Here is a 21,838-nt window from a genome sequence, read left to right on the forward strand (position 1 = left end):
GGTTCAGATCTTGGTGCAGTCCTTGAGTTGGCGCAGCCGCTGGTCGATTGATCCCAGCAGCTCAATCGCAAAAATCGGCGATTCCTGCACGGCAAACAAAAACTTTTCCCTGTTCATCACCAGCACCTTGCAGGCGGTTAGGGCCATGGCATTGCCGTAGCGGCGGTGATCACTCGTCACCAGTGCGCCTGCCCCGAATACGTCGCCGGCGTTGATCTGTTCGTGGCCTTGGTCGCCGTTCCAGCTGAGCTGGACAGATCCTTCAAGTAAGCCAAACATGCAGTCGCCGGCCTCTCCAGAGCTAAAAATCAGCTCTCCGGGCTCAAGGCTGACAACCTCACCGTTGCTGGCCAAGGCGCGCATGGTGTCGAGGGCGTTCACGAGGCCAATATTCTGTACTTAATGGCCAGTGTGGCCCACCTCTGTTAAGCCTGGGTCAAGCCGGTCCCCACAAGGGCAGGAGCGTCTTCCAGTTCGCCAAGGCGGTGGGCTAGCTGAGCCTCGAGGGTTTCGATGGCCTTGCAGAAACCACGGATGCCCTCATCCAGTTTCTCGGTGGCCATTGGATCGGCGGCCAGCATCTGACGGAAACTATCTTCGTCGAGGTGGATCTGGGCGTCGGTAGGGGCGGGGTCGAAGGAGTTGAGCTTGCGCTCTAGCTCGCCATCGGTGTGGCGCAGCTGATCAAGCAGCGCCGGCGAAATAGTGAGCAAGTCGCAACCGGCCAGTTCAATGATCTCTTCAATGTTGCGGAAGCTGGCCCCCATCACCTCCGTTTTGTAGTCGTAGGTCTTGAAGTAGTTGAAGATTTGGGTTACGGAGATCACACCGGGATCTTCTGGACCTGGATAGCCGTCACGGCCGCTGCTCTTTTTGTACCAATCGAGGATCCTCCCCACGAATGGAGAGATCAGGGTGACGCCGGCCTCCGCGCAGGCGACGGCCTGGGCAAACCCGAAGAGGAGGGTGAGGTTGCAGTGGATACCTTCCCGTTCCAGTTGTTCAGCTGCGCAGATACCTTCCCAGGTGGAGGCCACCTTGATCAGTACCCGGTCGTTGCTGATGCCGGCTTGGTTGTAGAGGCCTATGAGTTTGCGGGCCTTGGTAATCGTTGCCTCGGTGTCGTAACTGAGGCGGGCGTCAACTTCAGTGGAAACACGCCCCGGCACGATCTTGAGGATCTCCTTGCCGAAGGTGATGCAAATTTCATCGAGGGCTTCGCGAACCACCGCATCGGCGCCGGCATCGGCACCCATCACCTGGCGCGACTCCTGCAAAGAGAGATCGATCAGATTCTGGTAAGTGGGGATCTGGGCTGCCGCCAGGATCAGCGAGGGGTTGGTGGTCGCGTCGCGGGGCGTGAACTGCTTGATCGCGTCGATGTCACCGGTGTCGGCCACCACCACGGTCATGGCGGCAAGTTGATCGAGCAGGTTGGCCATTGGCTGGAAGAGGGGGGCTGATGGCGGGGCATCGACCCGGTGTGCAATCACGCTAGCCAGTGTTTTCGGGTTATCCCAGCGGCGATGCCCTTCCTTCAGGGAACGGCCACAGGCGCTCAGGCGCTGGGCTTAGCGACTGCTTTCTGCAGCTCCTTTGGGTGGGAAGGGGGGATCCGCTCCAGCACCAGCAGGGCATCAATGATCTGGCGAGCTACTGGCGCTGCCACCGTGGAACCGAAGGTATTGCCTCCCTTGGGCTCATCCACCACCACCAGCACCACATAGCGGGGATCGTCGATGGGCAGGTGGCCCACAAAGCTGGTGATCAGGGCCCCTGGGATGTAGACACCACGTTCAGCTTTCTGGGCGGTGCCGGTCTTGCCGCCGATGCGGTAACCGGGAATCTTCATACCCAGGCCGCTGCTGTTGTCCACCACCGATTCCATCCAGGCCATCACCGTGCGGGTGACGCCTGGATCAAGCAACTGGAGACCACTGCCTCCGGGTGTGCTGGCTAGGGCATCGCCGGAGCGCAGTCCGCGGGTGATGTGCGGACTCACCAGACGGCCGCCGTTGGCAAGCATGGCGTGAAGTTGCAGCAACTTCAGCGGGGTGAGGGAAAACCCCTGGCCAAAGGCGGCAACAGCAGGTTCGATCGCCTGGCTGGTGAAGTCCTTGCGCGACTTGAGCTCGCCTGCCACCGCCCCTGGCAGGTCGGTGTCGGGGATTTCGTCAATCCCCATCGTGCGCAGCCAGTGCCAGAAGCGATCGCGCTTCACTTGGGCCATGGCCTTCACCATGCCGACGTTGCTCGACACCTGCAAAACGGTGGGAAAATCGATTAACCCGTTAGCCCGTTTGTCGTGGTTGAAGATCGGCCAGCCGCCGATGCTGAGCTGGCCGGTGTCGGCAACGCGACCATCGGCCTTAATGGCTTTTTCCTGCAGGGCCACCGCCAGGTTGATCGGCTTGAAGGTGGAGCCAGGTTCGTAGAGGTCCTGCACAGACCATTCGCGGAACAGCCCGGGATTAAAGGTCCAGAACTTATTGGGGTCGTAGGTGGGTGTGGAAGCCAGCGCCAGCATTTCGCCATTGCGCACATCCATTACCAGTGCAGCGCCGCGCTTGGCGTTCCACTTCTTCACCTGCTTTGCCAGGGCCTGAAGGGCTACCTGTTGCAAACGGGAGTCAAGGGTGAGCTGTAGGCGCAGGTCATCGCCGTAGAGGGAGCCGGCCGTTAGGCCGGCTGGTAAGGGGGTGCCATCAGCGCCGCGGCGCATCTGCAGGGCAGTCTCCTGGCGCTTGAGATCACTGTCGCGGCTTTGCTCCAGGCCAGCCTGGGGAACGCGTTCCAGGTTGAGAAAACCCACCACGTTGGCGAAAAGGGAGCCCTGGGGATAGATGCGGTGTGGATAGGCCTCTAGATCGAGACCACTAATGCCCAGTTGCCTTACCCGTTCTGCCGTTTCAGGGTCGAGGTCGGTGCGCAGCTTGACGCCGCTGGGCCGGCCGGCCATGGTTTGCAGTAGGGCTGGCTTGGGCTGGGCGAGCACGGTCGCCAGCTTGCCGGCCACCTCATCTGCCGTGCGGATCTTCTGGGGGTCGTCGCCTGGGAAGTTGAAATAACGGGGATGGGCCCAGAGCGTGAAGCGCTCCTCATCGAGAGCCACTAGACGGCCGTTGCGATCGACGATCGTGCGCCGCTTGCCGATGGGCTTGGTGGTTTGGGTCTGGATGGCATGGGCCCGGGTCTGCAGGTTGGTGGCATCCACCACCTGGAGCCAGGCCAGCCGACCCGCCAGGCCAACTAAACCGGCACAGAGCAAGCCGTAAACAGCGAGCAGGCGTCCAGCGGGCACTGGTTGGATCGCTACCACCCGTTGCTGGGAGCTGCGAGGAGCCCGAACCGGACCGCGCTTACGGCTACTGGTCATTGAATTATTGCCATCAGTAGCCAGTCCGGATCTGGCGCAGGGGCAAGTTGCTCAGCAGTGGCAAGCCGGGTTCAGCTGAGGCCACGCTCGGGGCCGGCAGGTAAATGAGTTTTTCGCTGCTGGTGGGTACCAGCCAGCCTGGTCGCTTCACGGCGCCGAGGTGGTGCTGTTCCAGCAGGGCAGCTGATTCCTGCAGCTTGTGCTCCAGCACCTGGGACGACTCCATCTGCTGATAGCTCACACCCCATTGGTTTTGCCAGTGCAGGGTTAGGGCACTGAGGGCAAGCATGCAGATTCCCAGACCAGCCAGGGTGCCATCGGTGGCCCGGTGCAGGTTGGAGATCCAGGGTGCGCGGCGTTCAAGTTTACGGCCGGAGAGCGAACCCTGGATCAGCTTGAGCGTGCGTTTCTGCAGCTTGCGACTTGGATTAGCCCCTGCAGTCACGCTGCGCTCTGGAGCCTGCCGGGGCGAAAGGGAGGCAACCAAGGGAAGGGGCAATGCACTGCGCGATTGAACCACCCTTGGCGCCAGGCAGCAATAGCTGGCAGACGCTTAGCCAGCAAGTAACAACAAATTGGCAAAGGTGAGGCCATTCCAGAGGCTGTGCATCAGCACACTGGGCCCGAGCCGTCCGCTCTGCAGCCGGAGCCAGCCCAGCCCTAGCCCCAACACGAATAAAGGTGGCAGTTCTCCCAGGCTGAGGTGGGCGATACCAAAAAGCAGGGCGCTCACCACCACTGCAGCAGGCCCCCCCCAGCGCTGGGCCAGCACAGGCAGCAGCACCCCCCGGAAAAGGGTTTCCTCAAATAGGGGTGCCAGCACCAGGGCAGTGATGGCGAAACAGAGCAGGGCAAGGGGATTGGCGCTGTTGAGTACGAGCTCAAGCAAGGGATTGCTGCCACCGGGATCGCCAACCAAACGCTCCAGCAGCCATCCCACCAGGGCTACCAGCGGCAACACCAGCAACACCTGCAGCAAAGCTCGGCTCAGCGCACTGGCCAGCGGCCGCCAGTGCCACTGCAACCAGCCCCCCTGGGGCCCGGGTCCGTGGGGTCGCAGCTGGCTCCACAACAAAACAAGTGGCGCTGCCATCAAGCCGCTGTAGAGGCCCAACACCAGCAATCCCTGTTGCAGGGCCGGCTGGCTGGACAACGGTTTGAGCAGCCCCTGCAGCAGCGGCGCCAGCACAAGGGGCATCACCAGCTCGCCCAGCACCACGAACCCGCCAGCGATCAGCAGGGTCACCTCCGCCAGGGTGAGGGGTGGACCTACCAGGGGGGCGGGCGGGGCTGCCTTGCCGCGCCAGCGCAGCCACAGCTCGCGCAGCAGCAGGGCTGAGCCCAGCAGCAGCAGCAGCACAGGAAGTACGGCGGTTCCGAGTAGGCGCAGCACTGCTACCTGCTGGGCGGCGCGATCTCCACAAGCAACTTGGGGATCGCCTAGGGCTTGGCACACCAGTTGTCTGCTTAGGGGAGACAGGCCCCAGCCCTGAAGTAGTTGGTCCTGTGCCGCTTGCTCTGGGTCGCGGCTGGCGGCTCTGGGTGCTGGTTCGACCAGGGCCTTGAGCAGCAGGCGCTGCTCAGGTGGCACCTGCTGGTTTAGCTCTTGCAACCGCTGGCGTGCCGCACTTCCCTGGCCGGCCTGAAGCTCCAGTAGGGCTAGTTGCAGCTCTTGCTGCGGTGCTGGCGGCACGGGATTGCCATCCAACTGTTTCTGCAGATCAAGGCGCAGGGCCTCGAGGGGGTTGGCGCCGGTGAGGGCTTGGCGCAGGCCAGCCGGCAGTGCTGGTGCTGCCAGGGCGGTCAGCTCCAGTTGGCGCAGCTCCAGGGAATTGCCCACAGATGGGCGTTGCAGGCTGTCCACCAGGCCAGTGATCCAAAGCAGGCCGCTGAGCACCAGGCTCAGCAGGGCAAGTCCAGTGGTCCATCCAGCGTTCTGGCGGGGTTGGGGGGGGGGACTGGCGTTCAAACGCAGGCCCTCCAGGGCGCACCGGTTTCGGGATTCTGGCCCGCACCCCTCCCATACGATGGGATCTAAGCAGCGACGAGCCCGTGCCCCTTCGGATTGTGCTGGTGCGCCATGGGCTGAGCAGCTTCAATGTGGAGCATCGGATCCAGGGCCGCGACGACCTGTCGAGCCTGACAGCAACTGGCCAAAACCAGGCCTGTGCCACAGGAGCGGCCCTGCGTGATCTGACCTGCGCTGCTGCCTACTGCTCCCCTTTGCGGCGAGCCGCTGAAACCGCCCGTCTGCTCCTAGCCGAGCAGGGCCAGAGCCTGGTTGCCGAACAGGCGGAAGGGCTGCTGGAAATTGATCTGGCCCCCTGGAGCGGTCTGCTGCGAGATGAGTTGCGGGCGCACTACCCCGAGCAGGAGCAGCAATGGCGCCAGGCCCCTGAGTTGCTTGAGCTGCAGCGCCCTGATGGCAGCTCTTACCTGCCTTTGCCGGAGCTGATGGCCCAGGCCCAGCAGTTCCGCCATTTGCTGTTTGATCGCCATGCCGCCGCGCTAGCTGACGATCAGGCCCCTCCCCAGACCGTGCTCGTGGTGGCCCATAACGCCATCTTGCGTTGCCTATTACTAGCCCTGCTGGAGCTGCCCCTCAGCGGCTTCCGCCGGCTGCGGGTCGACAACTGTTCAATCTCTGTGCTCAATGTCAGCAAGGGCGGCGTCCAGGTGGAGTCGCTCAATGGGGTAGCCCACCTTGGTGAGCCCCTGCCCCCTAAAGCTTCAGGCGCCCGACTGTTGTTGGTGCGTCACGGCGAAACCGACTGGAACCGAGAGGGTCGCTTTCAGGGCCAGATCGACATTCCCCTCAATGCCAACGGGCGCTCCCAGGCCGAGGCCGCTGGCAGCTTTCTCGCCCCGGTGAGCATCGATCGCGCTTACACCAGCTGCATGGCCAGGCCGCGCCAGACGGCCGAGGCAATCCTCTCTAGCCATCCTGGTGTGCCCCTCACAAGCAGCACTGGCCTGGTGGAGATCGGCCACGGCCTCTGGGAGGGCCGCTTGGAGCACGAGATCGCCGCCGGTTGGCCCGAGCTGCTGGCCGATTGGAAGCGGGCACCACACACCGTGCAGATGCCTGAGGGGGAGACTCTCCAGGAGGTATGGGACCGCTCCTTAACGACCTGGGCTCACATCGCTGCCAGCCTCCGAGCCGATGAAACGGCCCTGGTGGTAGCTCACGACGCGGTCAACAAGACCATCCTGTGCGGGCTGCTGGGGCTGCAACCCGCCGACATCTGGGCCATCAAGCAGGGCAATGGCGGTGTCACGGTGATTGATTACCCCGAGGGTCCAGCTGGCCGTCCTGTGGTGGCCGCCATGAACCTCACCTCGCATCTTGGAGGCGTGTTGGATCGCACCGCCGCCGGTGCTCTCTGAGTTTTGATGCTCCCCCTCTGGCTTCACCAGGTTCAGCTGCTCACCGGTCCTGGTCAGCCGATCACTAGGGCAGATGCCCTGATCGATAGCGGTGGCGAGCTGCTCCTCTGGGGCGAAGGCGCTACTCAGCGGGCCCAGGCCCTTGGCCTCAGCCCCACCGACGCCCGTTCCTGGCTATTAGCGCCAGTGCTGGTCGACCCCCACAGCGTGCTGGAGCAACCTTGCGGCGGGCGAGCGGAAGATCTGGCCAGCTTGGCGGCCGCCGCTGCTGCTGGCGGCTACGGCACCGTGGCCCTGCTGCCCTGGGCTACTCCCTGGCGCGATCGACCGGAGCGGCTTGGCCTGGGGTGGGCTGAGCCGATGCAATTACTGCTGTGGGGCAGTTTCAGCCTGGAGGGTGCCGATCAGGAGCTGGCCCCCCATGCCGATCAAATCGCTGCCGGTGCCATTGGTTTGGCCTGCGCTGAACAGCAGCCACCGTTGGCTTTGCTGGAGCGGGGCCTGCTGCTAGGCGAGATGGGCAGCCGGCCCGTGCTGGTTGCCCCGCGCGATGCCGGCCTTAGCTGCGGTGGCTTCATGCGCGAGGGGGTTGATGCCCTGAGGGCGGGCTGGCCCCTTGATCCGGAGCTCAGCGAAACCCTGCCGCTGCAGAGCCTGCTCAGCCTTGCTCAGGTTCGTTCGACGGTGGCTATGCGGCTGATGAACCTATCCACAGCCGCTGGGGTGGATCTATTGGCCCAGGCCCCCAGGCGGCCCCTGGCCAGCGTCAGCTGGTGGCACCTGCTTGCTGATAGCGGCAATCTCCACCCCACCGAGGAGGGGTGGCGGCTGCGGCCCAGCTTGGGAACTCCCGCTGATCGCCTGGGCTTAATTGCTGGCCTAGAGCAGCGGCTGCTTACCGCCGTGGCCGTGCACCATCTGCCGCTTGATGCGGAAGAGCAGTTGCTCCCCCTTGATCAGCGGCGGGCCGGAGTGGCCGGCCATGGCGCCCGCCATGGGCTTGTGCTGCCGCTGTTGTGGCAAGAGCTGGTGGAGGGCCGCGGCTGGAGCGTGGAGCTGCTCTGGCAGGCCCTGAGCTGGGGAGGCTCCGAGTTGCTGGGGCTGCCCCCCGAGCAATTAGGCCTGGGAACTCGCCGTTGGCTGCTGTTTGACCCCCAGCACCCCTGGAGCTGGGAGCGGGGTGAATCCTTGTCGATGGCGGCCAACCAGCCTCGCTTGGGCCAGTCGGTATGCGGGGCCGTGCGGGCTACCGGCCTGCAGCCGGCAGATCACTGGAGCTTGTGACTCCAAGGGCACCGGTTTGGTTGAAGGGGTAAAAGCGCCAGAAGGCCCGACCGATGATTTCGCTTTCGGGCAGGAACGCTCCCCCAGGCCAAAAGCGGCCATCCCAGCTATTGGCCCGATTGTCGCCCAGGGTGAGCACGTGGCCAGCTGGAACGACGGCATTCAAGGTTCGGCAAGGTCCCATGCCCTGGCTATCTACGGGGCAATCGCCTTGGACGTAGGGCTCGGCCAGCCGCTGGCCATCGATGAATACGTGTCCCCTTGGATCCACCACAACCCTCTCACCGGGCAGGGCTACAACCCTCTTGATGTAGGCATCGCAGGCAGGGTTGGCAACCCCGGGCAAGCTGCCCAGGAGCGGCAGATTCACCAGCAGGCAACGCAGGGGATTGGAGCTTGATCCAGCTGCCAGCACCGGGTCAAAGCGGTGGGGCGAATGGAATACGACAATCTCACCGCGCCGCGGCGAGCGCTGGAGATAGCTCAGCTTTTCCACAAGTAGGCGGTCCTGAAGCTGCAGCCCTGGCAGCATCGAACCCGAGGGGATGTAGCGGGCTTCCACCAGAAACTGGCGAATACCTAGAGCCACAGCCAGGGTGATCAAGACGCTGCGCCAGAAGGCCCAGGGGCTCTCTTGGGGTGCCTGTTCGGGCTGAATCAGGGAGGGGCTGGTACTGCCCCCCTCCTGATTGACAACCTGACCACTCTCTGGATTGTTGGAAGGGCTCAAGACAGCAGATCTCCTTTGTTCAGGTTCACCGAACCAGACAGGGCAGATTAGGCACAACAACCACCCCGCCAAAGCCCATGGCGTCCCCTCGCTGGCAAGATCGCACCAAGTCGGCATCGGCTGAGCCAGTAGGCCGCTGGATGCTGGGTTGGGACCGCTTTGTGGCGGTGTGGGCCAGCGTCAACCTGCTGTGGGTGGCGTTCGACATCACCTACGTGCCGCTGCGCACCTTCTGGCTGCAGCGCAACCTCTACCCGATCCCCTCGGTGCCCCTAGTGGTGCCCCTCACCGTGATCCCGGATGTCACCCCCCTGGTGGATCCGATCAAGGGCATTGAGCCCCACCGGGAGACCCAGGCCTACCTGGAGCAATTTCGCCAACTCGATGCGGCCCTGCTGACCCTGCCGGCCGGCCAGGCACCGCAGCCCCGCCAGGTGCTCCTGCTGAATCGTCAGGCCCAACTCACGTCCCAGCTGATCGATAGCAATCCATTTCTCGCTTCTGAGGCCTCGGGAACCCTGGAGAAAATCAAAAATCGCTTGCGGCAGCGGGCAGACCGGGATTCCGCTCGACAGGCCTCCAGCCTGTTGCTGAGTCCAGAGCGGATCCGAATCAGCGGCTGGAGCCAGGAGCGGCGCTTCTGGAACGACCAGGTGCTGCCGCTGGTGGCCACCAACTACTGGCGATCGATCGATGAAAACGGCAGACCCACAGACCACTTCTGGCGCATCGACCTGCTGCTGTTTCAGAGCGTCTTTGTTTTAGACATCTTGTTGCGGCTGATTCGGCTGCGGCGCCGGCTGCCTGGCCTCAGCTGGGGTGATGCCCTGTTGCGCCGTTGGAGCGACCTGCCCCTACTGCTGCCCTTCTGGCGCTGGCTGCGGCTGGTACCGGTGCTTGAGCGCCTGCAGACCTCGGGCTTGGTCAATTTTGAGCCCCTGCGGGCCGTGGTGAGCCGGGGGGTGGTGGCGCTGCTGGCGGTGGAGCTGTTTGAAGTGCTGTCGCTGCAGATCCTCGATGGCACCCAGGGCTTGATTCGCTCGCGGCGCTGGCCCCAGCGGCTGCGAGCCCTGCGCAGCCATCAGAGCGTGGCCAGCAGCAGCGACGAGCGGGCGCTGGTGGAGCTGGTGAGGATCTGGGCGCCGCTGCTGCTGAGCCGGGTGGCACCGAAGCTCGCGCCGGAGCTGCAAGGTTTGCTGGGATACAGCCTGCGTCAAAGTCTGGAGCGCACCGTGGTGCCAGCACCGCTGCGCCAGTTGCAGCCGCTGCTCCAGGTCGAGACCGGCATCAGTCGCCAACTAGCGAGCGGCATGGTCGACAGCCTCCTTGAGCTTTCCCGCAGCACTGGTAACCAGCTTTCCCGCCGCGATGACGTGCAGCTCGATTTATTGCAGCGGTTCATCGACCGGTTCTGGGAGGAGCTGGCCGCGGCCCTCGAGAGCGGCTCGGCCCTGGAGCGCTCCCAGGAGCTGCTGTGCACCTTGATAGACGGCGCCAAGGGCACCTATCTGAGCCAGATCAACAGGGCCGGAATTGAAGCACTGATCCAGGAGCTCGACCAGTTGATGACCGCCCCTGGCCCAGCTAGCCCAGAAGATCCAGCCACTCCGGCTCCTTGAAGCCGGTGAGGATGCGCCCGTCGTTTGCGACCAGAAAAGGCCGCTTGATCAATTTGCCGTCAGCGGCCAGCGCTGCTAGAGCGGCCTGGTCGTCCATGGCCTGCACCGCAGCGGCTCCCAAGGCCCGGTAGCTCTGCCCACTGGTATTGAACAGGCGCTGCCTTCCAAGCTGGGCCAAGGCCTGCTCAAGTTCGGCGATGTTGGGCGGCTGCTCGGTGATGTCCAGCGTTTCGGCAGCCAGATGACGGGCTGTCAGCCAGGCGATTGCCTTGCGGCAGGTACTGCAACGGGAATAGCTATAGAGCTTCATCCGGAGCTACGGATTGGGGTACCGGCCGCTTATTTGATGCCGATTAGGGACTTCAGGGCGCCCACCAGGCTGTTTGAACCCTGGCCAACGGCGTTGGTCGGTTTGGTGCGCACGGTGACGTCGCCGTTGACGCTGGTGCGGCAGCTGAGGCGGAAATTGGCTGGACGATCAGAGAGGTAAACCTCCTCGACATCGCTGCGGGGAGAAAGGTTTTGCATGCCCTCGATCACTTCCATAACGCAGGTGCCGCACTGGCCTATGCCACCGCAGTTGTTGACGTTGTTGAGCCCTTTGTAAGGGTTGATGCCCGCATCCAGGGCGGCCTTGCGGAGATTGGCACCTTCGATGCAACCGACCGTCTGGCCTTCCTGTTCAAAACGGATGGTGGGCACGGTCGGGCTGGGGGAATGGGCGCCGCCCAACTTAGGTCACGCCCGCCCCAATGCCTAGCATCGGAATCTTCGCGAGCGAGCTGTGTCAACGCCCCTCGGTTATGACCTGCCTCTTGGTTATGACCTGCCTCTTGGTTATGACCTGCCTCTTGGTTATGACCTGCCTCTTGGTTATGACCTGCCTCTTGGTTATGACCTGATAGTCCAGCAGCTGATTCCGGGATACGCCAGCCTGGCTCGCTTGGCGGTTGCTTTGCTGGCTGCCTCGCCTCGGGCCAGCAGCTCTGGCGCAGCTGTGTTGGTGGCGGGCTGCGGCACCGGAGCAGAGCTGGTGGAGGCAAGGGCCCAGCGCCCGGACTGGCAGCTCACCGCAATCGATCCCTCCGCTGAGATGCTCGCCGCTTCCCAACAGCGACTGGGTGTCGAGTCGATCAGCTGGCGTCAAACCACGGTCGAGGACCTCAACGCCGACGGATGTTTTGCTGGCGCCCTTTCCGTGCTGGTTTTGCAGTCCTTGCCAGACGATGGCAGCAAGCTTGCCTTCCTTACGGCCCTTGCCCGCAGCCTTGAGCCTGGTGGCCAACTCGTGCTGGTTGATTTGATGGCGCCGGAGCGATCAACCCTGCAAAGCCAGGTGGAGGCAGCCTGGATGGGTTTCCAACGGGCTAGTGGCCTCAACGCTGATCCTCACGATCTCGCTCCTCTTACCCAAGGCCTCCACCCGATTGGGGAAGCGCGGCTAACGGCTCTCGTCAACGCGGCTGGCTTTGGAGATCCGGCCAGGATTTTTCAGGCTCTCGGCTATGAGGGCTTTCTGCTGCAGCGCCGCCCCTGAGCTCTCGAAGCTCGGGGCCGAATAGCTGAAGGGTCTTCCAGCGACAACCATGGCTAGCGGCACCACCGCCGTGGCCAGGGCGATCAGGCTTCCCAGCAGGCCTGAAAGGGCTTGGGGGCCCGTACTGAATGGATCTTCACCCTGCTCATCAAGATCGCGTTCTGGCGCGGTCGCTTCGACTAGATGGGGGATGGAAGAGGGTTGGGAATCTCGGGGAACTGAATCCATAGCAATGGGAAAGGGCGCATAAGGCACCGATTCCACTCAAAAATCAAAGGGACTTCTTCAATTCTGGCACTGTGGCTCAGAAATTGGGGATTGAACAATTATTGACTCGTGCAACTAGCAAGACTGAACCGTGCAACTTGCAAGACCGGTCAACTAGTAAGGCCAATATTTTAGGCGGCAGGGCGGGAGCCTTGATCGTGTTGATCACGGCGGGCACTCAGGTCTGTAGGGCGACCATCGAGATGGTCTAAGCGCAATCGGATGGATCGCAGCTCTTCGAGGATCGAACCCAACAATTGTTGGGTGGCAGTAGAGGGTGAGTTGAGTACCTCAACCGTTACTTCCTTGATCCGCAGCACGTCGCGGGCAAAACGGGCCACCTCGTTGGGGTGGAACATCAGCGGATCCTTTTGATCGCTGCGGTATTCCGGATTCAACTTGCGCGGGTTAAAAGGCGGATTGAGATTGCGGGGATCAGTATTTGTATAGCGGTATACAGACGCCCGAGAACGGTTGAGAGCCCTTTGGACCTCATCAATACCGATTAGGCCTTCAGCGATCTCGGCGGATCCAGCATCTGCGGGTTCGGCCTGGGCAACAAGCCCAGCAGGTAGCCCGATTGCCCCCAATCCATTTGCAGAACTGGGCTGGGGTGACATGAGACGGCTTTTGGACTAACGGGATCAGATCGAGACCATAGCAGGGGTTTTACACGTAATCACCAGCGGTGGTCACCCCCATACAGGCTCCCCTGGCTGGGTGTCGGTGATAGGTTCCGCCCTCATCGAAAGCTCCTGCCATGCGCGTCTCCCGCCTGATGCTGGTGACGCTCCGCGACGATCCGTCGGAGGCTGAGATTCCCTCTCACAAGCTGCTGCTTCGCGCCGGCTACATCCGCCGGGTTGCCTCGGGCATTTACGCCTATCTCCCCTTGATGTGGCGGGTGCTCCAGAAGGTTTCCCGGGTGGTGCGTGAGGAGATGGACGGCACCGGAGCCCTTGAAACCCTGTTGCCCCAACTTCAGCCGGCGGAGTTGTGGCAGCGCAGCGGCCGTTGGGCCGGCTACACCGCAGGGGAGGGCATCATGTTCCACCTGGAGGATCGCCAGGGGCGTGAGTTGGGGCTGGGGCCTACCCATGAGGAGGTGATCACATATCTGGCCACCGATCTGTTGCGTTCTTACAGGCAGTTGCCCGTCAATTTATATCAGATACAGAGCAAATTTCGCGATGAGATTCGTCCCCGCTTCGGCTTAATGCGTGGTCGCGAATTCATCATGAAAGATGCTTACTCCTTCCATGCCAATGAGGAGTCCTTGCGGCAAACCTACGCCGCTATGGATGGCGCCTACAGACGCATCTTTGCCCGTTGTGGTTTGCGAGCTGTCGCGGTGGAGGCAGACAGCGGTGCGATTGGTGGCTCGGCCAGCCAGGAATTCATGGTTACGGCTGAGGCAGGTGAGGATTTGATTTTGGCTAGTTCCGATGGGGCCTACGCCGCCAACCAGGAGCGGGCTGTTTCGTTAGCCGCTGACCCAATCTCCCTACCGGGGGGACCGCGGGCTGGCGGTAAGGGTGAACCTTTTGCCACCCCTGGACAAAGCAGCATTGAAGATCTCTGCGCCGGCCATGGCATTGAGCCCTGTCAGACCGTAAAGGTGTTGATGTTGCTAGCCCGCTTTGAAGATCAAAGCGCCCAGCCCCTGCTGGTGAGCCTGCGGGGCGATCAACAACTCAACGAAGTCAAGCTGGCCAATGCAGTAACGGCCCGCTGCTCAGCGGAGCATGGGGCGCTACTAGACATTTCCCCAATTACTAAGGAGGCCGCGGCCAGCGAAGGGCTGCTGCCCTTGCCCTTTGGCTTTATGGGTCCCCACTTAGCCGATGGGCTGCTGACCAATTCCGGTCACTGGACCAAGCACTTCTTGCGACTAGCTGACAGAACAGCTGCTGAGCTCAGTTCCTTTGTGTGTGGTGCCAACAGCACCGATATCCACCTAGTAGGCGCGGCTTGGGGCTCCCTCTGCCCTTGCCCTGAGAGCCTTGATCTGCGGGCCGCCCAACCAGGTGATCGCTGCCAACACGACCCCTCCCAGCAGCTCCAGGCCAGTCGGGGCATTGAGGTGGGACACATTTTCCAGCTGGGCCGCAAGTATTCAGAGGCCCTTGAGGCCCGTTTCACCAATGAGGCTGGCTCGGAAGAAGCCCTGTGGATGGGCTGTTACGGCATCGGTGTCTCCCGGTTGGCCCAGGCGGCTGTTGAGCAACATCACGATGGCAATGGCATCTGCTGGCCCGTATCGATTGCGCCCTTCGAAGTGATCGTGGTGGCGGCCAATTGGGCCGAAGCCGAGCAGAGCGGCTTGGCTGAGCAGCTCTATCTGCGTCTCCAGGAAGCAGGTGTAGATGTATTGCTGGATGACCGCAGTGAGCGGGCTGGAGTGAAGTTTAAGGATGCCGATCTGATTGGTATTCCCTGGCGGGTAGTGGTGGGTCGCGGAGCGGCTGATGGTCTGGTGGAGTTGGTGGAGCGCTCCAGCTGCAGCAAGCGCGATCTGCCGGCCATTGAGCTGCTTGAGACCCTGCTGCCCTGCTTGGTAAGCCAGCGCATGGGCCTGCCTGCGTAATGGGCCCCTGAGGCGGCTTCTAGGATGGGGGGATTCGCATTTCTCCCATGGCCGCTGTGCTTCCCTCCTTCCGCCAGCGGCTGAAGCAGCTTTTTTCACGCTTGGCCGTAGCCCTGGTGCTCTGCCTCAGCCTTGCTCTAACTGCCTGTAGCTCTGCAAATACTGGTCTTTCTGGTAACTACATCGAGGACACTGTGGCGGTGGCCGACAGCCTGCTGAGCACCATCGCCTTAGGGGCCGACGATCCTGCCCGCGCTGAGGCCGAGATCGAAGCTCGCAGCCTGAGCAATGGCTACGTGGCCCGCTACCGCCCCCGCAGCTCGGTGAACGGCTTGGGCTCTTTCACCACCATGCAGACGGCGATCAACTCCATGGCTGGCCACTACACCAATTATCCCAATCGCCCGCTGCCGGAGGCGCTTAAGGAGCGGATCGCCAAGGAACTCAAGAAGGCTGAAACCAACGCGACTCGCGGCGCCTAAGGCCCTGATCCAATCCAACCATCTTTGACGAAGGACCCCACGATCTGAGAAGCTCTCGGATTGTGCTCAGAAGCGGCTCCGGGCCGCTGTGTCCTTGGCCAACGTTGTCGTCATCGGTGCGCAGTGGGGTGACGAGGGGAAGGGCAAGATCACGGATCTTCTCAGCCGCTCAGCCGACGTTGTGGTGCGGTATCAAGGCGGGGTGAACGCCGGCCACACCATCGTCGTGGACGACAAGGTGCTGAAACTGCACCTGATCCCCTCCGGGATCCTTTACCCCGACACGATTTGCTTGATCGGCTCCGGCACGGTGGTCGACCCCAAGGTGATGCTGGGGGAGCTCGACATGCTCGCCACCTACAGCATCGACATCAGTGGCTTGAAGCTGGCTTCTACGGCCCACGTCACCATGCCTTACCACCGCCTGTTGGATCAGGCGATGGAACAGCGCCGCGGCGATCGCCGCATCGGCACCACTGGCAGGGGCATCGGTCCCACCTACGCAGATAAATCGGAGCGCAATGGCATCCGAATCCTGGACATTCTTGACGGGGATCGGTTGCGGGATCGCCTCGCGGGCCCCCTTGCCGAAAAGAACGAAATCCTCGAGAAGCTCTACGGCCTTGAGCCGTTGGATTTCGAGACGGTTGTGGCCGAATACGTCGGCTACGGCAAGCGGCTAGCGCCCCATGTGGTCGATTGCACCCGCACTATCCACAGCGCTGCGCGGGCCCGCCAAAACATCCTGTTTGAGGGAGCCCAGGGCACCCTGCTGGATCTTGACCACGGCACCTATCCCTATGTCACCTCCTCAAACCCGGTAAGTGGCGGTGCTTGCATCGGAGCAGGGGTGGGCCCCACCTTGATCGATCGGGTGATCGGGGTAGCCAAGGCATACACGACCCGGGTAGGAGAGGGTCCCTTCCCCACCGAGCTCCAGGGCAGCCTCAACGATCATCTCTGTGATCGGGGCGGTGAGTTTGGTACCACCACGGGCCGCCGCCGCCGTTGCGGTTGGTTTGACGGGGTGATCGGTCGCTATGCGGTGGAGGTGAACGGCCTCGATTGTCTGGCCATCACCAAGCTCGATGTGCTTGATGAGCTCGATGAAATCCAGGTATGTGTTGCCTACGAACTCGACGGCGAGCGGATCGAATATTTCCCCAGCAGTTCGGAGGATTTCGCCCGCTGCCAGCCGATCTTTGAAACCTTGCCGGGTTGGCAAACCTCTACTGAAGATTGCCGCAGCCTGGAGGAATTACCTCCAACGGCGATGAGCTATTTGCGCTTTCTTGCCGATCTAATGGAGGTACCGATCGCCATAGTTTCCCTTGGCGCTAACCGCGATCAGACGATCGTTGTAGAAGACCCCATTCACGGTCCCAAGCGGGCCCTGCTGAGCACCTAATGGATCCCATGGAAAAGACCTACGACGTCGTCGGCATTGGCAACGCCATCGTTGACGTGCTGGTGCAAGCCAACGACGACCTGATCGACAACTTCGAACTCACCAAGGGCACCATGGCCCTGGTGGACGAAGCCCAAGCCGAGCGCCTCTACGCCAGCGTTGGACCGGGCCTTGAAACCTCTGGCGGCTCCGCTGCCAACACCCTGGCCGGGGTTGCCCAACTGGGCGGCCGGGCGGGCTTTATCGGTCGGGTGCGCAACGATCAGCTGGGGGGGATCTTTACCCACGACATCCGTTCGGTTGGAGCTCGCTTTGATACCCCTGCGGCCACGGAGGGGCCCTCCACGGCCCGCTGCCTGATCCTGGTAACTCCGGATGCCCAGCGCACCATGTGCACATACTTGGGTGCTTCGGTGGGGCTGGATCCAGCCGACCTCGACCTTGACATGGTTGCCCAAGCCAAGGTGCTCTACCTAGAGGGTTACCTCTGGGACAGCGACGAGGCCAAGGCGGCTTTCATCACTGCGGCCGAGGTGGCCCGCGCCCATGGGGGCGAGGTGGCTTTGAGCCTGTCGGATGCTTTTTGCGTCGAGCGTCACCGCGAAAGCTTCCAGGAGCTAGTGGACGGCCACGTCGACATCCTGTTTGCCAACGAAATGGAGATCACGGCCCTCTACAAGGCCAATAGTTTTGAAGAGGCTGCCGACCAGGTGCGGGGCCGCTGCAAGCTGGCAGCCCTCACCCGCAGCGAGCAGGGATCGGTAGTACTCAATGGCGCCGGAACCCACAGAGTCGCCCCCTTCCAGCTCGGTCCCTTGCTGGACACCACAGGGGCGGGTGATCTTTACGCCGCTGGCTTCCTGCACGCCTACACCCAGGGCCAGTCCGTCGACGAATGTGGACGGCTGGGTTCCCTCTGCGCTGGTCAGGTCGTGACCCAGCTGGGGCCCCGGCCCCAGGGCTCGCTCAAGCAGCTAGTAGCCCAGCACCTGGGCTGAGCCTCACTGCGGCAGCACCAGTGCCTCCAATAGGCAAGTTTGGCTTAAGGCTTCTACTCCGGCTGGCTCTGCTGGCCTGCCGATCAGCAACAATTCGGGGCCGGGGCCTGCGCAGAGCTGCCTCCAGAGCTGTTCGGTAGCTCCGCCCGACTGGCGGGCCAACACCGTAGTGATGCGCCAGCGACGAATCAGGGATCGCTCTACCTCCAGCTCCGAGCCTGGGCGGAGGCAGGCGACCTGATCGGCCGCCAAGCCAGCCGCCATGGCCAGCTGTAAGGCCCTTGGGCTGGGCAGCAGCCTGGCGAAGTGACGGGCGCCGGGGCTGCAGGCCAGCGCCTGTTTTAGTTGGCGGGCACCTATTGCCAATAGGAGGCGGTGGCCCTGCAGCGAGCGACTACGCAGCGTCTCCAGGCTCGGCAGGATCGTTGCCGCTCCAGGCAGGGTGGGGCGCAGCAGCCGTATCAGCCGTTGGCGGCGCTGCTTGCACACGGCGGCCAGCTGGCGACTCACCAGACAGGCGAAGGGATGGCTGGCATCCACCACCACCGCATAGGGCCAACCCACCGATTCGGCGGCGGCCAGTTCTGCCCATACCCCCTGCTCGCCATCGATGGCGCCGACGCGCAGGGTTAGCCCCGGATGGGGGCGATAGGCCAGGGCCGCTGTTGCACCAACAACGCTCACGGTTAGGTGCCAACCGCGCTGCAGCAGCCGCTCCGCCACTACGGGGCCTTCACCGGTGCCGCCGATCAGCCACAGACGGGGCGAGGTCTGCTGAATCTCAGGTCCGTGCATCAGGATGGGGACCACCAATGGTTGCCGGGGAGTGAATCACTGTCTGCTCGAGGTTGAGGTGCTGGAAGCGCCCCAGGTGCGATACACCCAGGACAATCAGACGCCGGTGGCGGAGATGGCGGTCCAGATAGATGGCCTGCGTCCTGATGATCCCCCGGGTCAATTGAAGGTGGTCGGCTGGGGCAATTTGGCCCAAGAGCTCCAGAACCGGGTGCAGGTTGGCCAGCGGCTGATGCTCGAGGGCAGGCTGCGCATGAATACCGTCACCCGTCAGGACGGCGTCAAGGAAAAGCGCGCTGAATTCACCCTGGCCCGGCTGCACGGCATGGGTCCTGGCGCCACCAGCAGTCCTGCTGTCAATCCAGCTGCCGCTACTGCGCCTGCGCCCCAGCGCCGTGCCCCAGCGGCGGCTCCCCCTTCCACCCCGGCTCCAGCCAACCCGGCTCCAGCAGCGCCGGCAGGTGCCCAGCCCCCAACCTGGAATACCTCCCCGCTGGTGCCTGATCTCCCTGACGACGACGACATCCCTTTTTGATGCGGGATTGATCCCGTTCAGAGCTAGGCGTCGGCGCTGGAATCGGAGTCGCTCAACTGATCGAGCAGCTGGCCCAGCTCCCGCTCCAAGGCTGCTAGATCCAGGCGCCATTGGGGCCAACGACCCGCATCAATTTGGCGCAATAACCAAAGCCGGTCGCTCTTGAGGTTGCTGATCAGTTCGGCGGTGCCGGTTTCGCTGGGCCAGCTGGTGGTCGCATCCGCCATGGGCATAAAGGAAGATGGCTGTATGCAAGCACTTCTCTCACCAGGCAGCCTCGTGACCATCGCGGGGGCTGTGCTCACGGTGATCGGCACGATCGCCTACGCCACCGATATCCCCAATCTCAGCCTGCCCACGATTTTCTACGGCATTCCGATCCTGTTGGGTGGGTTGGCCTTGAAATCCTCTGAGCTGCCTCCACCTAAGCGACTAACGCCGGCCTCCCGTTTCAAGCAATTGCGGGACCTGCCGGAGAGCGAGCCCCTGCGCAAGCTGCTAGCCGATGTAGATCGCTGGCGCTACGGCCAGAAAGCCCATCTGGAGAGCTCCCTGGAGGTGCTCAAGCTCTGGGACGAGGACGCTCCGCCCCAGCTGCTGAGTGTTGAGGAGCTCGACTGCGATGGCCGCTATGGCTTGCGCCTGCGCTTTCGCTGCGAAGGGGTGCCCCTAGATCGCTGGCAGGCCCGCGCTGATCGGCTTGGCCGCTTCTTTGGCCCCGGTTTGAGTGCCGACATCAAGCCAGAGCGCCGCGATGAATTCAGCCTCGCTCTGGTGCCCGAGCCCAGCCCTAGCTAAGACCGCTTAATCCATCTGCCCCATCGACAAGCGAAACCTTGATCAGCAGCCAGGACACCCTGAGGGTGTCGGTCCTAAGTGAGGCCCTTCCATACATCCAACGCTTTGCGGGCCGCAGGGTGGTGGTCAAGTACGGCGGCGCGGCGATGGTGCAAGCGGAGCTTCGCGACGCTGTCTACCGCGATGTGGTGTTGCTGGCCTCGGTGGGGGTGCAGCCAGTGGTGGTTCATGGCGGCGGTCCGGAGATCAATGACTGGCTGAATCGCCTCCAAATCGAGCCGGAATTCCGTGACGGTTTGCGGGTCACCACTCCGGAAACCATGGACGTGGTGGAGATGGTGCTGGTGGGCCGGGTCAACAAAAACATCGTTAACGGCCTCAATCAGGTGGGTGGCCGGGCCGTGGGACTTTGCGGCAGTGATGGCTCCTTGGTGCGGGCCCGCACCTACGCCGATGGGGTTAATGGGCTGGTGGGAGAGGTGGCGGCAGTAGATCCGGCAGTGCTTTTTCCCCTGCTCGATGCCGGCTACATCCCGGTGATCTCAAGCGTGGCCGCCGATGCTGAGGGCCAGGCCCACAACATCAATGCCGATACCGTGGCCGGTGAACTGGCCGCGGCTTTACAGGCCGAGAAACTGATCCTGCTCACCGACACGGCAGGGATTTTGAAGGATCGCCACGATTCTGACTCCCTAATTCGTCAGCTGACCCTGGCGGACGCACGCCAATTAATCCATGACGGTGTGGTTGCAGGCGGCATGACCCCAAAGACCGAATGCTGCATCCGGGCCCTGGCCCAGGGAGTGGCGGCGGCCCACATCGTTGATGGCCGGGTGCCCCACGCCCTGTTGCTGGAGGTATTCACCGATTCGGGGATTGGCACCATGGTGGTGGGCAGCCAGCGCGGCGGCCATGGCTGAAGACCTGCTGGCTGCAGCCCGTGCAGCCCTCGAGCGGGGCGATTACGGCCAGGTTGTACGCCTGTTGGATCCCCTCACCAGAGAGCATCCTGCTGCTACCGCCACCGGAGCTGAGATTCAGCTGCTGCTCGCCACCGCCTGGATGGGGCGGGGCGACAACGGCCGGGCGATCCTGTGTTGCCGGCTGATCAAGCGCTGCCGTGATGCCAGCCTGCGGGCTCAAGCCATAGACCTACTCACCGTGCTGGAGGCACCGGCCCTCGAGCGCCCCCGCGATTGGTCGATCACCCTGCCCGATCTGGGCACAGCCGAGGCCATGGGCGGCCAGATGCAGCAGCTTGCCCGCGGCCGCCGCTCCAACAAACCGCCACCGCCGCCACCGCCACCGGTGGGGCCAACTAGGGCTCCAGTGGGCTTCGCTGTGCTGGCAGTTTTGCTGTTGCTCCTGACGCTGCTGCTCGGCGGCTGCACCGAGGTGCGCAGCGAGTTGACCTTTAAGGGGCCGGGCCGGCTGCAGATCGCCCATGGCCTATCGAGCCCCGGCACCCAACCCGAGCCCTGGGCCCGTCAGTTTGGCCGCACCCTGCTGACCCAGGGATTTCACCCGGCCAAGCAGCCCAAGCCATCTGCTGGCGCTGACGGCTTTCACCAGCGACTGGAGAGCCCGGTGCTACCAGCGCCCGAGGCCCTTGCCCTGCTGGCAGCAAACCTCAGCGCGGCAGCGGATCTGGCCGGTGTAGCCCTGCAGCCGCCCCAGTTCCAGCTGCGGGAGCGCAATTGGCTGCTGGGGGTGCGCCAAAGCCTTGAACTGACAGTGGACCTGCGTGGGCTCACCGCTCTGCCGGGTTTCAGCGCCGCCATCGACCTGGCCCCTGTGACCCCTGCCGCTGTCCGCCTGGCCAGTCCCGAGCCCGCTGCGGCGATTTCTGGACGAGCTGCCCTGCACTGGCCCCTGCGCTTTGGCGCCAGCAACACCCTGCAGCTCAGCTGCTGGCGCTGGAGTGGTCTTGGTATTGGCGGCGCCCTGATTGCCCTTGCCCTAGTGCTGGTGCTGGCCCTGGAGCGCCTGCGGCGTCTGCTGGGCTTCGGCCTGCCGGAACTACCGGCTTGAGAGC

The 21,838-nt window shown here is 63.1% G+C and carries 22 protein-coding genes and 1 pseudogene; 12 read left to right on the forward strand and 11 right to left on the reverse strand.

Annotation, left to right across the window (positions count from 1 at the left end):
• Positions 1-3: 3 nt before the first annotated feature.
• The 5 genes and pseudogenes from KBY83_RS03120 to KBY83_RS03140 all read right to left on the reverse strand — a co-directional run bounded on the left by KBY83_RS03120 (position 4) and on the right by KBY83_RS03140 (position 5,345).
• Complete coding sequence (locus KBY83_RS03120) at positions 4-381, reverse strand: Crp/Fnr family transcriptional regulator (protein ID WP_255018278.1); 378 nt, start codon at positions 379-381, stop codon at positions 4-6.
• Between the two features lie 74 nt (positions 382-455).
• Positions 456-1,442: pseudogene (locus KBY83_RS03125) on the reverse strand (transaldolase); the annotation flags it as partial.
• Between the two features lie 116 nt (positions 1,443-1,558).
• Positions 1,559-3,376, reverse strand: coding sequence for a penicillin-binding protein 2 (locus tag KBY83_RS03130; RefSeq protein ID WP_255018279.1), 1,818 nt, complete (start codon positions 3,374-3,376; stop codon positions 1,559-1,561).
• Between the two features lie 13 nt (positions 3,377-3,389).
• On the reverse strand, positions 3,390-3,863 hold the full coding sequence (locus KBY83_RS03135) for a hypothetical protein (RefSeq protein ID WP_255018280.1): 474 nt from the start codon (positions 3,861-3,863) through the stop codon (positions 3,390-3,392).
• A 66-nt stretch (positions 3,864-3,929) separates the two neighbouring features.
• Positions 3,930-5,345 carry a CPBP family intramembrane glutamic endopeptidase gene (locus KBY83_RS03140; protein WP_255018281.1) on the reverse strand — a complete coding sequence of 472 codons (1,416 nt, stop codon included), beginning with the start codon at positions 5,343-5,345 and terminating at the stop codon, positions 3,930-3,932.
• 83 nt (positions 5,346-5,428) lie between these two features.
• On the opposite strand from KBY83_RS03140, the gene KBY83_RS03145 reads away from it, so the two are divergent.
• Entirely contained in the window at positions 5,429-6,763 is a 1,335-nt protein-coding gene (locus KBY83_RS03145) for a histidine phosphatase family protein (RefSeq protein ID WP_255018283.1), read from the forward strand.
• Between the two features lie 6 nt (positions 6,764-6,769).
• Positions 6,770-8,047: a dihydroorotase gene (locus KBY83_RS03150; RefSeq protein ID WP_255018284.1), complete on the forward strand. Its 1,278-nt coding sequence runs from the start codon at positions 6,770-6,772 to the stop codon at positions 8,045-8,047.
• On the opposite strand, the gene lepB is transcribed toward KBY83_RS03150, so the two are convergent.
• On the reverse strand, positions 8,010-8,777 hold the full coding sequence (gene lepB / locus KBY83_RS03155; protein ID WP_396093295.1) for a signal peptidase I: 768 nt from the start codon (positions 8,775-8,777) through the stop codon (positions 8,010-8,012). The two genes, KBY83_RS03150 and lepB, sit on opposite strands and share 38 nt — an antisense overlap.
• A 77-nt stretch (positions 8,778-8,854) precedes the next feature.
• Here lepB and KBY83_RS03160 point away from each other — a divergent pair, with 77 nt between their 5' ends.
• Positions 8,855-10,396 (forward strand): hypothetical protein, encoded by a 1,542-nt coding sequence (locus KBY83_RS03160; protein ID WP_255018285.1) that lies wholly within the window; start codon positions 8,855-8,857, stop codon positions 10,394-10,396.
• On the opposite strand, the gene KBY83_RS03165 is transcribed toward KBY83_RS03160, so the two are convergent.
• Entirely contained in the window at positions 10,362-10,706 is a 345-nt protein-coding gene (locus KBY83_RS03165) for a Spx/MgsR family RNA polymerase-binding regulatory protein (RefSeq protein ID WP_255018286.1), read from the reverse strand. The genes KBY83_RS03160 and KBY83_RS03165 overlap by 35 nt on opposite strands.
• A gap of 29 nt (positions 10,707-10,735) precedes the next feature.
• Positions 10,736-11,098: a 2Fe-2S iron-sulfur cluster-binding protein gene (locus KBY83_RS03170; RefSeq protein WP_106502554.1), complete on the reverse strand. Its 363-nt coding sequence runs from the start codon at positions 11,096-11,098 to the stop codon at positions 10,736-10,738.
• An 82-nt stretch (positions 11,099-11,180) separates the two neighbouring features.
• Between KBY83_RS03170 and KBY83_RS03175 the strand changes: the two genes are divergently transcribed.
• On the forward strand, positions 11,181-11,933 hold the full coding sequence (locus KBY83_RS03175) for a class I SAM-dependent methyltransferase (RefSeq protein WP_255018287.1): 753 nt from the start codon (positions 11,181-11,183) through the stop codon (positions 11,931-11,933).
• 398 nt (positions 11,934-12,331) lie between these two features.
• Here the strand turns inward: KBY83_RS03175 and KBY83_RS03180 are convergent, their stop codons facing one another.
• Positions 12,332-12,820: a hypothetical protein gene (locus KBY83_RS03180; RefSeq protein ID WP_255018288.1), complete on the reverse strand. Its 489-nt coding sequence runs from the start codon at positions 12,818-12,820 to the stop codon at positions 12,332-12,334.
• Positions 12,821-12,960: 140 nt separating this feature from the next.
• Between KBY83_RS03180 and KBY83_RS03185 the strand changes: the two genes are divergently transcribed.
• From KBY83_RS03185 to KBY83_RS03200, 4 genes are all read left to right on the forward strand, one after another.
• Positions 12,961-14,787 (forward strand): proline--tRNA ligase, encoded by a 1,827-nt coding sequence (locus KBY83_RS03185; protein ID WP_255018289.1) that lies wholly within the window; start codon positions 12,961-12,963, stop codon positions 14,785-14,787.
• 47 nt (positions 14,788-14,834) lie between these two features.
• Positions 14,835-15,269 (forward strand): photosystem II protein Psb27, encoded by a 435-nt coding sequence (gene psb27, locus KBY83_RS03190; protein ID WP_106502435.1) that lies wholly within the window; start codon positions 14,835-14,837, stop codon positions 15,267-15,269.
• An 88-nt stretch (positions 15,270-15,357) separates the two neighbouring features.
• Complete coding sequence (locus tag KBY83_RS03195) at positions 15,358-16,677, forward strand: adenylosuccinate synthase (protein WP_255018290.1); 1,320 nt, start codon at positions 15,358-15,360, stop codon at positions 16,675-16,677.
• Positions 16,677-17,675, forward strand: a complete 999-nt coding sequence (locus KBY83_RS03200) for an adenosine kinase (protein ID WP_255018291.1) — start codon at positions 16,677-16,679, stop codon at positions 17,673-17,675. Before KBY83_RS03195 ends, KBY83_RS03200 begins: the two co-directional genes overlap by 1 nt.
• Before the next feature lie 3 nt (positions 17,676-17,678).
• Here KBY83_RS03200 and KBY83_RS03205 read toward each other — a convergent pair whose 3' ends face one another.
• Positions 17,679-18,470 carry a precorrin-6A/cobalt-precorrin-6A reductase gene (locus KBY83_RS03205; protein WP_255018293.1) on the reverse strand — a complete coding sequence of 264 codons (792 nt, stop codon included), beginning with the start codon at positions 18,468-18,470 and terminating at the stop codon, positions 17,679-17,681.
• Between the two features lie 31 nt (positions 18,471-18,501).
• Between KBY83_RS03205 and KBY83_RS03210 the strand changes: the two genes are divergently transcribed.
• The gene (locus KBY83_RS03210; protein WP_255018308.1) at positions 18,502-19,005 is read left to right on the forward strand and encodes a single-stranded DNA-binding protein; all 504 of its coding nucleotides are present in this window, start codon (positions 18,502-18,504) and stop codon (positions 19,003-19,005) included.
• 23 nt (positions 19,006-19,028) lie between these two features.
• Here the strand turns inward: KBY83_RS03210 and KBY83_RS03215 are convergent, their stop codons facing one another.
• Positions 19,029-19,232 (reverse strand): hypothetical protein, encoded by a 204-nt coding sequence (locus KBY83_RS03215; protein ID WP_106502430.1) that lies wholly within the window; start codon positions 19,230-19,232, stop codon positions 19,029-19,031.
• A gap of 22 nt (positions 19,233-19,254) precedes the next feature.
• Between KBY83_RS03215 and KBY83_RS03220 the strand changes: the two genes are divergently transcribed.
• The 3 genes from KBY83_RS03220 to KBY83_RS03230 are packed head-to-tail and all read left to right on the forward strand — an operon-like array spanning position 19,255 to position 21,834.
• Complete coding sequence (locus KBY83_RS03220; RefSeq protein WP_255018309.1) at positions 19,255-19,803, forward strand: DUF2854 domain-containing protein; 549 nt, start codon at positions 19,255-19,257, stop codon at positions 19,801-19,803.
• A gap of 41 nt (positions 19,804-19,844) precedes the next feature.
• Entirely contained in the window at positions 19,845-20,723 is an 879-nt protein-coding gene (argB, locus tag KBY83_RS03225; RefSeq protein ID WP_255018310.1) for an acetylglutamate kinase, read from the forward strand.
• Complete coding sequence (locus KBY83_RS03230) at positions 20,716-21,834, forward strand: DUF3153 domain-containing protein (protein ID WP_255018294.1); 1,119 nt, start codon at positions 20,716-20,718, stop codon at positions 21,832-21,834. The genes argB and KBY83_RS03230 overlap by 8 nt, the downstream gene beginning before the upstream one ends.
• Positions 21,835-21,838: the final 4 nt, after the last annotated feature.

This window comes from Cyanobium sp. WKJ7-Wakatipu (assembly GCF_024345355.1).
GTDB lineage: Bacteria > Cyanobacteriota > Cyanobacteriia > PCC-6307 > Cyanobiaceae > Cyanobium_A > Cyanobium_A usitatum.

What these genes read in the sequence shown, in the direction of transcription:
- KBY83_RS03130 (WP_255018279.1), bottom strand. Translation starts at nt 3,376, where the DNA reads ATGACCAGTAGCCGTAAGCGCGGTCCGGTTCGGGCTCCTCGCAGCTCC.
- KBY83_RS03150 (WP_255018284.1), top strand. Translation starts at nt 6,770, where the DNA reads ATGCTCCCCCTCTGGCTTCACCAGGTTCAGCTGCTCACCGGTCCTGGT.
- KBY83_RS03160 (WP_255018285.1), top strand. Translation starts at nt 8,855, where the DNA reads ATGGCGTCCCCTCGCTGGCAAGATCGCACCAAGTCGGCATCGGCTGAG.
- KBY83_RS03165 (WP_255018286.1), bottom strand. Translation starts at nt 10,706, where the DNA reads ATGAAGCTCTATAGCTATTCCCGTTGCAGTACCTGCCGCAAGGCAATC.
- KBY83_RS03180 (WP_255018288.1), bottom strand. Translation starts at nt 12,820, where the DNA reads ATGTCACCCCAGCCCAGTTCTGCAAATGGATTGGGGGCAATCGGGCTA.
- KBY83_RS03185 (WP_255018289.1), top strand. Translation starts at nt 12,961, where the DNA reads ATGCGCGTCTCCCGCCTGATGCTGGTGACGCTCCGCGACGATCCGTCG.
- psb27 (WP_106502435.1), top strand. Translation starts at nt 14,835, where the DNA reads ATGGCCGCTGTGCTTCCCTCCTTCCGCCAGCGGCTGAAGCAGCTTTTT.
- KBY83_RS03200 (WP_255018291.1), top strand. Translation starts at nt 16,677, where the DNA reads ATGGATCCCATGGAAAAGACCTACGACGTCGTCGGCATTGGCAACGCC.
- KBY83_RS03205 (WP_255018293.1), bottom strand. Translation starts at nt 18,470, where the DNA reads ATGCACGGACCTGAGATTCAGCAGACCTCGCCCCGTCTGTGGCTGATC.
- KBY83_RS03215 (WP_106502430.1), bottom strand. Translation starts at nt 19,232, where the DNA reads ATGGCGGATGCGACCACCAGCTGGCCCAGCGAAACCGGCACCGCCGAA.
- KBY83_RS03220 (WP_255018309.1), top strand. Translation starts at nt 19,255, where the DNA reads ATGCAAGCACTTCTCTCACCAGGCAGCCTCGTGACCATCGCGGGGGCT.
- KBY83_RS03230 (WP_255018294.1), top strand. Translation starts at nt 20,716, where the DNA reads ATGGCTGAAGACCTGCTGGCTGCAGCCCGTGCAGCCCTCGAGCGGGGC.